Here is a 14241-nt window from a genome sequence, read left to right on the forward strand (position 1 = left end):
AAATGAAGCAATACAGTGCTCAAGAAGATTACGTTTTAAACACAGTTAACAACAGAGACGTGCATTTCTTGAGATTCTGGTTTGCAGATGTTCTTGGCAACTTAAAATCTTTCGCAATCGTTCCAAATGAGCTTGAAAGAGCTTTTGATATTGGCATGCCACTCGACGGCAACTGCATTGCAGGCTTTGAGTCAACAACCGAATCGGATGTAATTGCCTGGCCAGAAGCCTCTTCTTTTCAAATTTTACCATGGAGACCAAATGAAAACTGCGTAGCCAGAATGTTTTGCAACATAAAGACTCCTGAAGGCGTTCCTTTTACTTCAGACACACGTCACATTTTAAAAGAAGTCCTGCGAAAGGCTTCAAAAATGGGATACATAGTAAACGTTAAGCCTGAAATTGAGTATTTTTATTTTCAGAGCAAAGACAAACCAATTCCTCTTGATGACGGATCAACTTTTGACCTAACTTCCCTTGACAGCGCAACCGATTTGCGCAGAGACACTGTTCTCACACTTGAAAGCATTGGCATTCCAGTTCAGCAATCGCAACATGAAGCTGGTCCTTCTCAAAATCAAATCGACTTGAGAACACAGGACGCCTTATCGATGGCCGACTCTATTATGACCTACAAGCTTGCTGTCAAAGAAATTGCTCTAAAACATGGCGTTTACGCATCATTTATGCCAAAGCCTCGAAACGACCAGCCAGGAAGCAGCATGCACCTGCACATTCATCTTTCGAACGAAAATGGTGATAATGCTTTCTTTGCTGAGAATTCAGGAGATAAATACTGTTTGAGCACGACAGCGAAACAATTCACCGCAGGTATTTTGAAATACATGAAAGAGTTCTGTCTTGTCACCAACCAATACCAAAACTCATACAAGCGAATTATTTCTGATGCTTGTTTGCCCGATCGAATTGCATGGTCTAGGAACAACCGTTCTACAGTAATCAGAGTGCCAGGTCACAGACCAAACACCGAAGATTGCTCAAGAATAGAACTGAGAAATCCAGACCCAGCTTGCAATCCATATCTTGCACTAGCAGCAATTATTAGCGCCGGATTAGCTGGCATTGAGGAAGGTTTGCAGCTCGAAGAACCAATCGAAGATTCCAAGAAGACAAAATTGGAATCAGACACCCTCCCCTACACATTGGGACAGTCAATTGATTGCTTTGAACAAAGTGAACTCATGCGCAAAACATTGGGAGACTCTGTTTTTGATTATCTGCTCAAAGTAAAGAAAGCTGAATGGCATAAAGCCATATCCATGGTTGATGAATATGAACTCGAGAACTATTTGGCGGTGTTGTAGATGAAAAAGAAAGTATTGTTTGTTGCAGACACTGTCGAATGTGCAAAGAAATTTGCAGATGTATTGAAAGTTTTTGATATCGACTTAATGACATGTCGTTATGACCAATCGTTTCAAAACTCTTCCCACCTTCAGGGAGCTAGCTTGGTAATTTTTGAGCTGCCAGAAGGTGGAATGGGTGATGAAGGAACGGCAAAAAACAAGTTTTCAACTTTCGGTGCCGAATCAATTTTGTTTGTTTGTCCACAAAAAGATGTTGACACTTTCCGTTTGCCAGTGCATTTGAACTGCGATTTTGTAGTGTCAGATGCAAGCGAGGCTGAAGTTTCGACCAGAATTAAGAATTTACTCTTTCCGGGAACCGAAACATCAAAAAGCGAAATTATAACTTGTGGAAGCATGACTATTAACCTCGGAACTTACCAAGTTCACGTTAATGATATTCCGCTTGATTTGACCTATTTGGAATATGCACTGCTTGCTTTTTTGGTTACGCACCCAAATCATTCATATTCGCGAGACGAACTTTTAAAACGCGTTTGGGGTTTTGATTATTTAGGTGGATCAAGAACAGTAGATGTGCACATAAGACGCATTAGGGCAAAAATTGGTCCAGAAAACGCACAACGATTAGAAACTGTTCGAGGCGTTGGTTATTTGTGGAATGTTTAAATTTTGCTATCAAGTTAATGGAATTGAGCTTCCACAAAAAGCAGGGCCAAAATTGAAGCAACTTGAGTTTTTGAACAATCGGCGTTGTGGGGGCATAGCCAAACTCATAAGCTTTAAATAGGAACCTTAATGGAAAAAAGAATTTAGACTAATAGTAGCTTGTCGTAGTTTACTAAAACAGTTAAGAAATATTGGACTTCAATCTGAGTATTGCCTATTACATAGAGATTCTGACGCTTTTTGCCGTAGCGTTAATTTCGACTATTGCGCTAACCCCATTCGCAAAGAGAGTTGCCTTAAATTTTGATGCAATCGACTACCCTGACGAACGACGAGTAAACAAAGAACCTGTCGCTCGCATGGGCGGCATTGCAATATTCGGCGGGATATCAATTTCCTACCTCATACTGAACATTGGAGTACACTACTTTGGTTGGTTTGGACATCAGCTTTCATTTCTTGCTGGAGGAATAAACTATCCACTTGTGTGTTTCGGAGTTGTGGTTATGTTCGTGACAGGGCTAATCGATGATATTGTTGGTCTTCACGCACGAACTAAGCTTGTTGGGCAAATTATCGCTGCAACAATTGTTTGTGCCGGCGGAATCAAATTCGCTTTCGTTCAAAATCCTTTTGTAGCAGGAGAAATCATTCGTTTTGGCATACTTGCCTGGCCAATCACCATTTTTTATCTTGTAGCTTTTGCAAACATTATCAATTTAATTGACGGACTCGACGGCCTGGCTTCTGGAATCAGTTGCATAACTGCTCTTACAATTGGCATTTATGGTGCACTTGCCAACAGAATTGATGCAATGATTTTTTCAATCATTCTAATTGGTGCTTGCGTTGGTTTTTTGAAATACAACTTTCACCCAGCACGCATTTTCATGGGAGATTCTGGAAGTTTAACTCTGGGTTTGTGTCTAGGGATAATTTCACTTTTAGCAATTGCAAGAACTGCATTTGTTTTTTCATTGTTGGTCCCGATTTTGGCCGCAGGAGTTCCAATTACAGACACATTTGTCGCTATAATCCGCCGCAAAAAAGCACATCAACCTGTTGGCTCTCCTGATAAAGGGCACATTCACCATCGCCTAATGCAAGCAGGATTTTCACAACGAAAAACCGTGCTCATTATGTGGGCGTGGTCGGCCGTTCTTTCTGTTTGCGGTTTAGTCTTTGCAGAATTTGAAGGAATAGCCAAACCTGTTAGCTTGCTTGTTGCTGCTGGGATTACAGGATATGCAATACTTAAGTTGCATCTTCTCGAGCCTGTGCTGCAACACTACTACAATCCACGCATGCGCCGCAAGAAAGTAAGCACCGGCAGCAAAGCTGACGACGACCAAAATGAAGACACGAAAGGCAAATGAGCGAGCGTAACTGACTAAATAAGGTTAAAACCAGCTAACTAACTCAAGTGTTAGTGAGTTTACTATCGTCAACAATCAGCATAGCTGGCAAAAGTGTGAGCGGTCTAGATGAAGTCATCAATTAAACGAGCATAACTGGCAGATATGCGAGTAATGTAGCTAACAAAGAAGAATGCCACTTCATTGACACAAGCGTAGACGATGATGTGGAAGTTGGTAAATCCAGTGTTGTCTTTTGCCCTGCCACCATTGTGAAAATAAATATAGCCAAAATTGGCTATATGCAGGCAGCTTATTGAAAAGGATGCCTGTTTCTCATGTTTCCCTTTGCAGGAATTATTTTTAATTCATCAACGTCTAATCCAAGCATTTTCAAATGACAAAAAATAATTTCTCGATGAGTGTCAATTTCAGAGCGAATTAGAGGGTCATCAATGACAACTTCAGCAATGAAATGCTTCCTATTCTTTTCAGGACCTTTTTTTGGACGATTATCCTCACGCACATAAAAAGCATTTGTGTGCTCCAAAATCATTTTCCAAGAAGCATCATCACGCCAAACTTTTCGAATTGCAGATTTATAGGCCGTGTTGTTTTTTGCAACAGCAACAAATTGTTTTGGCTCGCCCCCAAGATCTTCGGTCGCTTTAGCTAATAATGATGTTAGCGAAGGCATAACATCACAGCCCTATTTTACATAACATTGAAATTCTAGAGAAAAGTTCCCAAGTTGAATAATGTCTCCATTCTGAAGAACTTTAGTCTCAACACTTTTGTTGTTGACCCAAACTCCATTAAAAGAACCCTCATCTCGGATAATCCATTCATTTTGTTCGAAAACAATGGAAGCATGATTTCGGGAAACAGTCATATCATTTAAAAAAATGTCACGTTTAGGGTCGCGACCAATCGAGGTGGGCTCTGTCCCCTGCTTCAACTCGTAACGTGAACCTTTTGTAATGCCTGAAAGAACAAGGATATAGGCAGTCTTGGAATTAGGCTCTGGTTGCTGTGAAGGAGTCGCACAAGAGCCACTAAATTGAACTGGAGAAAATTGCTGAGTAGCACCAATCAATTGAAAGCCACAAACAGGACACCTCTCAATCCCATCTTCAATTTTGCTTTCGCACACTGGGCATTTGTCAAACATTGTTCCTCCAAAATAGTAATTAAAGTACGTTTTGTGAACTAGTTAAATTTTATCAGAAGCGGGGTGTCGTTTAAAATCTGCGTCGTTGCGGAATTTGCTTCTCCTGTGAAGTTATGAACAAAACGAGTTAGACCAAAAGAGAGCGAAGTTAAGAAATCAGGAGCGTCACAATCTTCAGCAGCTACAACGTTTTGAGCAGAGATAACCTTGTTATCTTGGATGAAGTCAACATGCCCAACAACATCACCAGCTTTTACAGCACCAGAAACATTATTAAATGTAAAATGCTGTGAGACATTTCCATCATATTTGAAAACTTTGGCTGAAGCTGAAGTGTCTTCTAGCTTGGCAGCTATTGTTTTGTCGAGCCAGGCAGAATTTGAAACTTGTGCAACAATGTCATTTTCTGCATTAGAAAACTTATAATCAACAACGTTGTTAAAATACCAGTTAAAGAGATTTTTTGTGTCTTCAAAACGAGTAGAATCATCACTTGATCCAAGCACTACAGAATAAAGCATCACACCATCACGCTCACACGCTCCAGCAAAACAATAGCCTGCAAGGTCAGTCGTTCCAGTTTTAATTCCACAAGCACCATCATACACATCAAGAAGTTCATCTGTTGACTCTAAAGTCTTAGTCTTTTTTTCGCCATTGTTTGTGTATGACAAATCATGTGACGAGTTCTTAACAGCTTCCTTAAAAGCATCAATTTTCATCGCATTTTCAATTATTGTCATCAAATCATTAGCAGAACTGTGACTGTCGGATGAAAATTGATCTTCGTCTAGACCGTGAGGATTGGTAAATTTTGTGTGGGTGCAACCGAGTTCAGACGCTCTTGAGTTCATTTTTGCAACAAAAGCGTCATAACCTGCCTGACTGTCACTTGTGTTTGCGAGATCTTTGCCAACACTCTCAGCAATGGCGGTTGCTGCATCATTTCCTGAAGGTATCATGAGTGCATAAAGAGCTTCTGACAAAGTCATAGTGTCACCTGCTGAAAGTCCTGCGTTTGAACCTCCAGTTGAAACCGCATTTTCGCTTACAACAATTTGTTTGTCTAATGAAGAATTCTCAAGAGCAACAGTTGCTGTCATAATCTTAGTTAAACTTGCAATTTTCACTTCCGCATCAGCATCACGTGAAAATAACACTTTTCCATCTGAAGTTTTCAAAATTGCATTTGTGGCAAAAATGTTGGGTGCCTCAGATGCTCCAAGACCACGCTCTTCCACATTTCCTGAAACTATATAGTCGCTTGAACGAGAATCAGCAAATGCAAATGACGATGGAGTGCAAGTTAATGAAAGAGAAAAGACTACAGCCACAACGATTGAAGTTGTGCGCTTAATGAATGATTTGTATTTATTTTCTTGTGTATTCATATTTACTCGGTGTAGCCTCTGAGTTCTTTGATTTTTTCAGTGTCGGCATTTGGTCCAACATAAATTACTTCATCTTGTTTTGAATAGGAAGATGAGAAAAAGTTGTCATACAACAAATTGCCATTGGCATCGTAAACTTTACGCTCAACAGTAACATCAGTACCATCTGTACCAACTGTTTTTACTGTCCACTGCCCTTCTGTAAGAGATGCGTTGTCCTCAAAAATAATCTTATGCTTCTCCCCTTCTGTGAACTCACCTGGAATCGATTGAATCGTCCTTCCGTTTGGCACTCCATAAAGCGTCACAGTTACAGAGCTGTCATCGTGTGTAGCGACAAGCAAAAGATCAGAATCTGTGTCGTTTTCCCATTTGAGATCATTGTCCCAGGCATGGTTTTCCTCATTGACATAAACTGCAGCATCAAGCCCATCGGGATATGAAAGGTTTCTCAAAGCGTGGTTGTGGCGCTCTGTGATTGGAAGACCAGCATTGTATGCAGCATTAAAAACAGTTGTTGCAACTTGACAAATTCCCCCACCGGCTTCTTGGACAATTTGACCACCTACTTGAGTTCCAGCATCAAGATAGCCATGCTCGGCATCGCAAGGCCCAGAGGCAGTGTTAAATGAGAACTCTCCATTATTCTTAGAAATTATCGTGTTTGATATAGTCTCAGAAACAAGTGCAATGTTGTGATTTCTGTTGGCGGTTGAAGATGTGTTTGTAAACTGCGTTGTAAAAGATGAAACTTTTGTTATTAACCCAAGATTTAGCGCTGTTTGAAAATCAAAATCGCTTCTCTGCGAGCTGTCGTTAATTTGAATTTTGTCGCGTTTTACATGTTCTGAAAAATAGTTCTCTTTTACAACATTTACCGCCTGTTGTAAATCCGGAATAGGATCATCTCCGACTGGATTTATCTTAATATTACCCGCATCGTCTTTCTGTATATTCAAAGCCATTTTCGATCTGCCATATTCATCAGCAATGAATGAAGAAAGAGATTGCATAGCCTTGTTATCGTCAACAGTAGCAATTAGCTTCCATGCGCTTTTCGACTTATCAATGCGCGTTGTTACCCAATCTCCCATTTGCTCTTTAGAAATCGATATATCTTTGTTGTTGTAGTTAAAAACAGCCCCTTCAGAAATTGCAGTTTCTACTTGGGATTTAACCGTTTCGGCAGCTCCCTTGTCAATTTTTACAGGATCTGCTTCGATTGAAAACAACAACTTCTTTGGATCTTTAGTTTGCTCTTTCAATGAATCAACCACAGAAGTTAAGAAATAGTCCCTATTAACAGCTTCTCCATCATGGCCTTCTGTCACATTAACGTTACCATTCGTGACTTCTATTCCATAGTCAACATGAGGATAACCGCTAGATTCTGCGACCTTCGAATAGAAAACTTCAAGACCATCACCTGTTTCAAGATTGAGTGGAGTCACGTTTTTTAAAAGCCTTGCACCAATACGCTCAAAAATATTGAGACCATGCCCAACTTTGAAAGCATCGTTTATAGCTTTGTCATAGTTGTAGTGAGCACCGATTTCATGAGCACTCGTTTGGAGGATTTTTGCGTCGTTGGTTTGCTCTAGTGAAGTAATTTGTTCTGCAATCTTGTCTTGCTGTTCGAAGTAGTCGTCAAGATTAACTTCGTTATAAGAAGTTTCATCAGTAAAAACATAGATGGTTTTATTGTTTAAGTTGTCATCATAATGCAACTTGAGTGCATCTCTAGCTTCATCAACACTCATTCCGCTAACGTCTACATCGCCAATTTTTACACCAGAATAAAACTTGTTTGCATAGCTGGCGGTGTCAACAGCAAAAAAGAAAAGAAGCGCAAGAATTACAATAAGAATTATTCTTGTTCTAGAACTTAGAGATAAAAACAAGTGGGCAATTGAACTGCCAACAGAGCTCAAAGCTCCTGCAATCGATGAACTGTTGCTTTTCTGAGTATTAAACGATTCAAGTTGAATGCTTGTGCACTTGTTTTTTGAGTTAGCCCTGGATTTACGACTAGATCCTCCAGAAATAGAGCTACTTTTCGTTAGTTCTCTTGGAATTCTTGCAGAAGAAGAAACTGATCGTTTGCGATTTCTAGTCTTTTCAGTTGAGAGGCTATCAGAAGAAAACTTAGAATTATTTCGCGGGCCAGAGACCGCCTCACGAGCGTCTGTATTAGTGCGTGACGCTTGAGGTTTCTTATCTGTTGATGTTGTTCTTCTTGTCGGCTTTCTTTTAGTTGGCATAGTTCCTAATCACAGGTTTTTAGGGCCAGAACTCCCTTATAAACATAATAGACGGTAACTGCCAACTGCAAGATTACACCAAAATATACAAACCATAACCCTGCTTCATTTAAAAACAGTAAACACATGCCAAAAAACAGTAAAGCAGTTGCCACTTTCCCAGGATAAACAACTGGAATGCGAATGTGCTTAACATGCAAAAGCCAAAAACCACCGCTCAAAACAAACACTTCTCGAGCAAAAACGACAATTAAAACCCAAGTTGGCAGACCACAATAAAGCCATGTTCCGACTACGCCAGAAACCATCAAAAGAGTGTCAACTGAAGGGTCTAGAAGTTGTCCGAGGCGCGAGACACAATGACAGCGACGTGCAATTTGACCATCCAAAAAGTCAGTTGAAGCGGACACGGCATAAACAACCAATGCTGGTATCCTCTGACCGTTTGTGAGAAGGATAAAGAAAACAGGAACAAGCAACATCCTAATGAACGAAATTACATTAGGAACTGTGAGAATCTTGCTTGATACCTCTTCTTCGTTAGCTGTTACCTGCGAATTTTCCACGAAGGAGATTATATCTCATTGTCCGAATTCTCAGCTGGTTTTGGCTTCTTCTCTGGAAGGTTTACTTCAACAACTTCAGCAACTTTAACACGTGCAACCGACTCATATTGAGGGTCCATTGAAAGACACTTCTTTGGACACACCTCGATACAAGATGAACAAGTAATGCATCTGAAGTGATCTATCGACCAGCTCTTCTTTGGTCTCGAAACATCAATTGCATCACAAGGACAAGTTTTTGCGCATCTGCCACACAAAATGCATTTGTCAGCATCGATAACAATTTTGCCTTTTTGCCCAGGATATGGCTCTTTTTTAACGACAGGATATGTTAGCGTCTCCTTCTTCTTGAAGATGCTAGGAATTGTCATTGTGACGAAATTTAATACACCCATAAACCTTCCCCTATCTCTCAGTGCATGAAATGCAAGGGTCAATTGTTAGGATAATCATATTAACGTCAGCCAAATCGCAACCCTGCAAAGCTGCTGTCATTCCAGCTATGTTTTGTGAGGTCGGAGTTCTCATTCTCATGCGGGCAAGGTTAACAGTGCCATTTCCGCGAGCATAATAGTAACATTCGCCACGAGGCTGCTCGAGCACATTAGATGCCTGAGCACGGTCTGGAACATCTCCCTTGACTGTCACAGCAATTTCACCATAGGGAATCTTATCAACCATTTGCTTTATGATGTCAATTGATTGAAGAACTTCTTTCATTCTAACTTTAATGCGAGCATAGCAGTCACCCTCATTTGAAGTAATTGGTTCAAAGCTGTCAAGATTAGCATATGCGCCTTTTCCAAATGAACGAACGTCATATTCAAGCCCACTTGCACGTCCAAAAGGACCAACCATTGATAGGTTCTGTGCTTCTTCCTTTGTAATTGTTCCAACACCAACGCATCTGTTTTTGATGCTTGAGTCTTTTAACAAAGTGTTGGTAATTTTTGCATAATCAGGCTTTAGCCCGTCAAGGATGTCACAAATTGCCGAAAGCTCAGAGTTTTCAATATCGCGCTTAACACCACCAACCTGGTTGGCAGACAAAATTACGCGTCCACCAGTCGTCTTCTCAAAAATATCGAGAACATGTTCGCGAAGTCTCCAGCAATGCATAAACAACGACTCAAAACCAAAAGCATCTGCCGCAAGTCCCAGCCAAAGCAAATGAGAATGAATTCTTGATAATTCATGCAAAATAACACGCAGATATTGGCCACGCTCAGGAACTTCAACATTCATGAGCTTCTCAACGGTTTCTGCATAACCCAGCGTGTGACCAAAAGCGCAAATTCCACAAATTCTTTCCGCAAAATAAATGAACTGATGATAGTCATATTTTTCAACCATCTTCTCAAGTCCACGATGAACAAAGCCAATTTGAGGAACAGCTTTGATTACTTTTTCATCTTCGACAATGAGATCTAAATGAAGCGGTTCAGGAAGAACAGGATGCTGCGGACCAAAAGGTATTACCGATGATTTAGCCATTATTCCTCCTCTCCTTCATTTTTAGCTGCCGCTTTTTTTGCCGCTGCCTCAGCTTTTGCCTTCGCAATTTTTGCTGCCTTTGCAGCTGCAATTTTAGCTTCTTTCTCTCTTCTTGCAAGCTCTTTAGCCGAAATTACAGTCATTGGTTTTTCTTCAGATAATGCATAAAACTTGCCTGCAAAATCAAGCACGAGATTGTTAAAAGATATTCCAAATAAATCGTGAATCTCGTTCTCGCAAACAAAGGCTTCAAAATATAAATCAGAAATTGATTCAACCGAAGCATCTTTTGCAAGGTGATCTACGTTGAAGTCTTTTAACTCACCGTCACGAGTCATAAAGCTATAAACAAGATCAATGTCATCATCGTTGTTTACTGCAAGAATTTGGACATAGCGACTGCCCTCATCAAGCATTTGCTGTGCCAACTCATGTATTTGAGCAGGTGCAAGAGGTGCATACTCTTGTTTAAATTGCATAACTCACCTCTTTCTCTTAGTTTTTACTATTCGACTCAGCACCATCCGTTGCTGAAGTTGTTGTCTCATCACTGCTCTCAACAGCAACTGACTCATCTTCTGTTTTTTCCGATGCACTTTCATTTTCATCAGAGTCACTTGGACTATCTTGCGCTGGCTTATTCGGATTATTCATTGCTGCGGCTTTTTCCTCAAGAATTGCACATGCCTCAATAACGGCATCAATTAATGTCTCGGGACGAACTGCACAACCAGGCGCATAAACATCGACAGGAATTGCTTGGTCAACGCCACCAATCACGTTGTAACAATCGTGAAAGACGCCTCCTGAACAGGCACAAATTCCACAAGCGACTACTACTTTTGGCTCAAGCATCTGGTTATAAATTTCTTTAATAACACTGATGTTTCTTTCGTTAACCGAGCCCGTGACCATAAAAATGTCAGCCTGCTTTGGGTTGCCAGTGTTGATTACGCCAAAACGCTCAGCATCAAAGCCAGGACAAAGAGTTGCTAAAACTTCAATGTCACAACCGTTACAACTAGAGGCATCATAATGGATGACCCATGGAGATTTTGATAGATATGTGGTCTTATTACTCAAAATGCATCACCCAAACTAAAAGACTAAAAGAACAAACAAATTCGCTACGCCACAAATAAATGCGACAGCCCATGCGCTAAACAACATAAGTTGCCATTTTACACGCGCAGCATTGCTATCAATAACAATTTCTAGAAACCAAATTACAAGAGCCACAACAACAGCTATAGCAATTGAAGCCGGATTCGAGTTTACGAAAAACAATGCCACCCAACCGAGAAACAGCACTGTCTCCAACCAGTGAGTAATCTCTAGGAGAGCAAGCGTTCTGCCAGACATTTCGGTTGTCATGCCACTCACAAGTTCTTGGTGCGCATGATGTGATGACGAAAGATCAAATGGTGATTTGCGCAACTTGATAGTCAACACATAAACTAAACCGACAAAAGCAATCCAGCAAGCAGCAATAGCGGGAACACCAAGGTTCATAAATGTTGAAACATTCATTGATTCTGACACGCCAACACCCTGTGTAACGGCAAACACTGCAAGTGTTACGGCGAAGAAAAGAACCATAGGCTCATATGACATAACCTGCAGAATTTCTCTAGCAGCTCCAGCTTCTGAATAAGGGCTCCTTGAGGAATAGGCAGCCAAAATAATCATCAATGCCGACAAGGTAATAACAAAAATGCACATGAGCAAATTGCCACCAGAAAAGAAAATACCGCCAGCAATGACTGCAAGTATCAATCCAAATGCTACATAGGCACGTTCGGATGTGTTGATAGAAGCCTTCTCTTTAACAAGAAGCTTTTTAACATCATAGAAAGGCTGCAATAAAGGCGGTCCAACGCGGCCTTCCATCTTTGCCGCAATAACACGCTCGGCACCTGCAAGAAGGCAGCCTACTATCGTGCCGAAAACACCAAACCCAACGCTAGCGGCAATGAGGATTAAAAAATATGTCAAATCAAAATCAACCATTGCCTACCCCAAGAAAATAAATATCGAATAGATTAATGAAATTACAATTAATGCGCCACCAAAGACCTGAACAAGCGGAGTAATGCTCTCTCCAAAATATTTATCGAGATAGAAATTTCTCGCAGTAGCGCTAACAGGCTCACCAAGAGATCCTTCAAAACTACGCTTGCCTGAATCGGCAGTAACGCCTGCTAGGTATGGTGTTAGCTGTCGATCATCTGCACGTCTTGTCTTTCCAACTATTGCAAACAAGAAATAAATAACAGCAATTGCCATCACTGCACTGAAAATAAGCATGTCTAAAGACAAGTAGTTTGTCGCATGCTCATTTGTTCCTAGCAGAGACATTCCAACTTTGTCAGCGACAAATATTGACAAAACTGGCAGTAAAATGTTTGCAACTGCTAGCAAAATTGCCATCAAATTAAATGTGAATTTCTCCGTGTTGGTGACAGTCTTCTCGACATTCTCTGAGCAAGAAGTTATGCCAGCGAGCTTTCCAAGCCATTTCGCCCAATACATAAAAGTAGCTGCACTGCCAAAACAAAGAAACACTAAAAGTGTTAGGTTTTTAAAGTCAATTGCAGAAATGATTGCTGCCCATTTCGCGATGAGCATACCGAAAGGCGCAACAAACATTGCAAGAATTCCAAACATCATGAAACGTGCAAGCTTAGGCATGCGATCAAAGAGCAAGTCAAAACTCTCAATGTCTCTGCTACCAATGTGATGTTCGGCAGTTCCAACGCAAAGGAACAGCATAGACTTCGCAATTGCGTGGAAAATTATCAACATTACCGCAGCCCAAACTGCAATATCTGTTCCGATGCCAGCACACATTGTGATTAGACCAAGGTTTGCAATTGTAGAATAGGCCAAAACACGTTTTCCGTTTGATTGAGAAATCGCAAAGAGTGAAGCGAACAGGAAAGTCAAACCTCCCACAAGGCACACAACCATTCCAACAAATTCACAAGCCGCAAACAATGGGCTGAGCTTTACAAGCAAGAAAACACCAGCTTTAACCATTGTGGACGAGTGTAGCAAAGCTGAAGTAGGAGTTGGTGCAACCATTGCGCCTAAAAGCCAAGTGTGAAATGGAATTTGTGCCGCTTTTGTAAAAGCCGAAAGTGCAAAAAGCGCAAGTGGAATCATCACAATAACTGGGTCTTGAATACCAATCTTAATAAATTCGTTGAACTCAGCCGTTCCTGTATATTTGCAAGACAAAAAGATAGCAAGAGCAAAAGCCAAACCACCAATGAGGTTCATGGTTATTTGCAAAAATGAATTCTTAATTGCTTCATCTGTGCGAGTGTAGCCGATAAGAAGGAATGAACAAACTGTGGTCATTTCCCATCCGCAAAGCATCCAATTCATGTCGTTTGAGAAGATGATTAAGAACATCGCTCCCAAAAAAGCAACACAAACGGCAAAAAAGAATGATCTTCTGTCTTTAGCATCCTTTGGCTCATGGTCTTGGAAGTCTTTCATGTAGCCAATGGCATAAACGCAAATCGCACTTCCAATAATGCCAATAATTAGCGTCATTACTAAAGTGAGCATGTCAACAGAGAATCCGTTTGTGACATGAACTGAAGCTTTTTCAGGGCTAAATTCTAAATAGAACTCAAAAGCTAACTGCAAAGCTGCGAGAATGGCGGGAATTACTTTTTTATATTTAAAGCAAAACCCGAGAACAACAACCATCAGCAATACATTGATTCCGAAGCAAATGTAGTCGAATGCATGAGAAGTAAAGTTAATTAGCAGTTTTGACTGATCAACTCCAGAGATGTAACTGATAGCTGCAAATGCAATTGCCGCACAAGCCGTTAGAAGACATGTGACAATGACTGTGACATCTCTTGCCTTGCCTTTCAAAGCCAAGCATAACAATGCACCTGCAAAAGGGATAAGTATGAGTGTAAATATAGTTTCCATGACTGTTAATTTTAGCAACGCACTATTTATGAACCAAGTAATCGGGTTTATT

The 14241-nt window shown here is 40.7% G+C and carries 14 protein-coding genes; 3 read left to right on the forward strand and 11 right to left on the reverse strand.

The window, feature by feature from the left end; translation table 11 throughout:
• The first annotated feature begins 2 nt into the window (after positions 1-2).
• From FXZ76_RS04735 to FXZ76_RS04745, 3 genes are all read left to right on the forward strand, one after another.
• The gene (locus FXZ76_RS04735) at positions 3-1325 is read left to right on the forward strand and encodes a glutamine synthetase family protein (protein ID WP_079536114.1); all 1323 of its coding nucleotides are present in this window, start codon (positions 3-5) and stop codon (positions 1323-1325) included.
• Entirely contained in the window at positions 1326-1997 is a 672-nt protein-coding gene (locus FXZ76_RS04740; RefSeq protein WP_079536116.1) for a winged helix-turn-helix domain-containing protein, read from the forward strand. It begins immediately after the preceding gene.
• 191 nt (positions 1998-2188) lie between these two features.
• Positions 2189-3373 carry a glycosyltransferase family 4 protein gene (locus FXZ76_RS04745; RefSeq protein WP_079536119.1) on the forward strand — a complete coding sequence of 395 codons (1185 nt, stop codon included), beginning with the start codon at positions 2189-2191 and terminating at the stop codon, positions 3371-3373.
• Positions 3374-3665: 292 nt separating this feature from the next.
• Here the strand turns inward: FXZ76_RS04745 and FXZ76_RS04750 are convergent, their stop codons facing one another.
• From FXZ76_RS04750 to FXZ76_RS04795, 11 genes are read right to left on the reverse strand one after another with little or no spacing between them, the layout of a single operon-like run.
• Entirely contained in the window at positions 3666-4049 is a 384-nt protein-coding gene (locus tag FXZ76_RS04750; RefSeq protein ID WP_079536121.1) for a hypothetical protein, read from the reverse strand.
• 12 nt (positions 4050-4061) lie between these two features.
• Positions 4062-4523 carry an FHA domain-containing protein gene (locus tag FXZ76_RS04755; RefSeq protein ID WP_079536124.1) on the reverse strand — a complete coding sequence of 154 codons (462 nt, stop codon included), beginning with the start codon at positions 4521-4523 and terminating at the stop codon, positions 4062-4064.
• Positions 4524-4561: 38 nt separating this feature from the next.
• Entirely contained in the window at positions 4562-5914 is a 1353-nt protein-coding gene (locus tag FXZ76_RS04760; protein WP_079536127.1) for a D-alanyl-D-alanine carboxypeptidase family protein, read from the reverse strand.
• Between the two features lie 2 nt (positions 5915-5916).
• A complete protein-coding gene (locus tag FXZ76_RS04765; RefSeq protein ID WP_079536130.1) occupies positions 5917-8175 on the reverse strand; it encodes a VanW family protein in 2259 nt (752 codons plus the stop codon).
• 5 nt (positions 8176-8180) lie between these two features.
• A complete protein-coding gene (locus tag FXZ76_RS04770) occupies positions 8181-8741 on the reverse strand; it encodes a CDP-alcohol phosphatidyltransferase family protein (RefSeq protein WP_231961756.1) in 561 nt (186 codons plus the stop codon).
• 8 nt (positions 8742-8749) lie between these two features.
• Positions 8750-9136 carry a 4Fe-4S dicluster domain-containing protein gene (locus tag FXZ76_RS04775; protein WP_079536133.1) on the reverse strand — a complete coding sequence of 129 codons (387 nt, stop codon included), beginning with the start codon at positions 9134-9136 and terminating at the stop codon, positions 8750-8752.
• Positions 9137-9146: 10 nt separating this feature from the next.
• The gene (locus FXZ76_RS04780; protein ID WP_079536137.1) at positions 9147-10235 is read right to left on the reverse strand and encodes a hydrogenase large subunit; all 1089 of its coding nucleotides are present in this window, start codon (positions 10233-10235) and stop codon (positions 9147-9149) included.
• Positions 10235-10714 carry an NADH-quinone oxidoreductase subunit C gene (locus tag FXZ76_RS04785; RefSeq protein ID WP_079536140.1) on the reverse strand — a complete coding sequence of 160 codons (480 nt, stop codon included), beginning with the start codon at positions 10712-10714 and terminating at the stop codon, positions 10235-10237. The genes FXZ76_RS04780 and FXZ76_RS04785 overlap by 1 nt, the downstream gene beginning before the upstream one ends.
• Positions 10715-10730: 16 nt before the next feature.
• Positions 10731-11318, reverse strand: coding sequence for an NADH-quinone oxidoreductase subunit B family protein (locus FXZ76_RS04790; protein ID WP_079536143.1), 588 nt, complete (start codon positions 11316-11318; stop codon positions 10731-10733).
• 15 nt (positions 11319-11333) lie between these two features.
• Positions 11334-12245 (reverse strand): NADH-quinone oxidoreductase subunit H, encoded by a 912-nt coding sequence (locus tag FXZ76_RS06450; protein ID WP_231961757.1) that lies wholly within the window; start codon positions 12243-12245, stop codon positions 11334-11336.
• Between the two features lie 3 nt (positions 12246-12248).
• Positions 12249-14189: an NADH-quinone oxidoreductase subunit 5 family protein gene (locus tag FXZ76_RS04795; protein ID WP_231961758.1), complete on the reverse strand. Its 1941-nt coding sequence runs from the start codon at positions 14187-14189 to the stop codon at positions 12249-12251.
• Between the last annotated feature and the right edge of the window lie 52 nt (positions 14190-14241).

It is taken from the genome of Phoenicibacter congonensis, from assembly GCF_902386915.1.
Classification (GTDB): Bacteria; Actinomycetota; Coriobacteriia; order Coriobacteriales; family Eggerthellaceae; genus Phoenicibacter; species Phoenicibacter congonensis.

Excerpts from the sequence above, each read along its gene's own strand:
- FXZ76_RS04735 (WP_079536114.1), top strand. The coding sequence starts at position 3 with ATGAAGCAATACAGTGCTCAAGAAGATTACGTTTTAAACACAGTTAAC.
- FXZ76_RS04740 (WP_079536116.1), top strand. The coding sequence starts at position 1,326 with ATGAAAAAGAAAGTATTGTTTGTTGCAGACACTGTCGAATGTGCAAAG.
- FXZ76_RS04750 (WP_079536121.1), bottom strand. The coding sequence starts at position 4,049 with ATGCCTTCGCTAACATCATTATTAGCTAAAGCGACCGAAGATCTTGGG.
- FXZ76_RS04755 (WP_079536124.1), bottom strand. The coding sequence starts at position 4,523 with ATGTTTGACAAATGCCCAGTGTGCGAAAGCAAAATTGAAGATGGGATT.
- FXZ76_RS04760 (WP_079536127.1), bottom strand. The coding sequence starts at position 5,914 with ATGAATACACAAGAAAATAAATACAAATCATTCATTAAGCGCACAACT.
- FXZ76_RS04765 (WP_079536130.1), bottom strand. The coding sequence starts at position 8,175 with ATGCCAACTAAAAGAAAGCCGACAAGAAGAACAACATCAACAGATAAG.
- FXZ76_RS04775 (WP_079536133.1), bottom strand. The coding sequence starts at position 9,136 with ATGGGTGTATTAAATTTCGTCACAATGACAATTCCTAGCATCTTCAAG.
- FXZ76_RS04780 (WP_079536137.1), bottom strand. The coding sequence starts at position 10,235 with ATGGCTAAATCATCGGTAATACCTTTTGGTCCGCAGCATCCTGTTCTT.
- FXZ76_RS04785 (WP_079536140.1), bottom strand. The coding sequence starts at position 10,714 with ATGCAATTTAAACAAGAGTATGCACCTCTTGCACCTGCTCAAATACAT.
- FXZ76_RS06450 (WP_231961757.1), bottom strand. The coding sequence starts at position 12,245 with ATGGTTGATTTTGATTTGACATATTTTTTAATCCTCATTGCCGCTAGC.
- FXZ76_RS04795 (WP_231961758.1), bottom strand. The coding sequence starts at position 14,189 with ATGGAAACTATATTTACACTCATACTTATCCCTTTTGCAGGTGCATTG.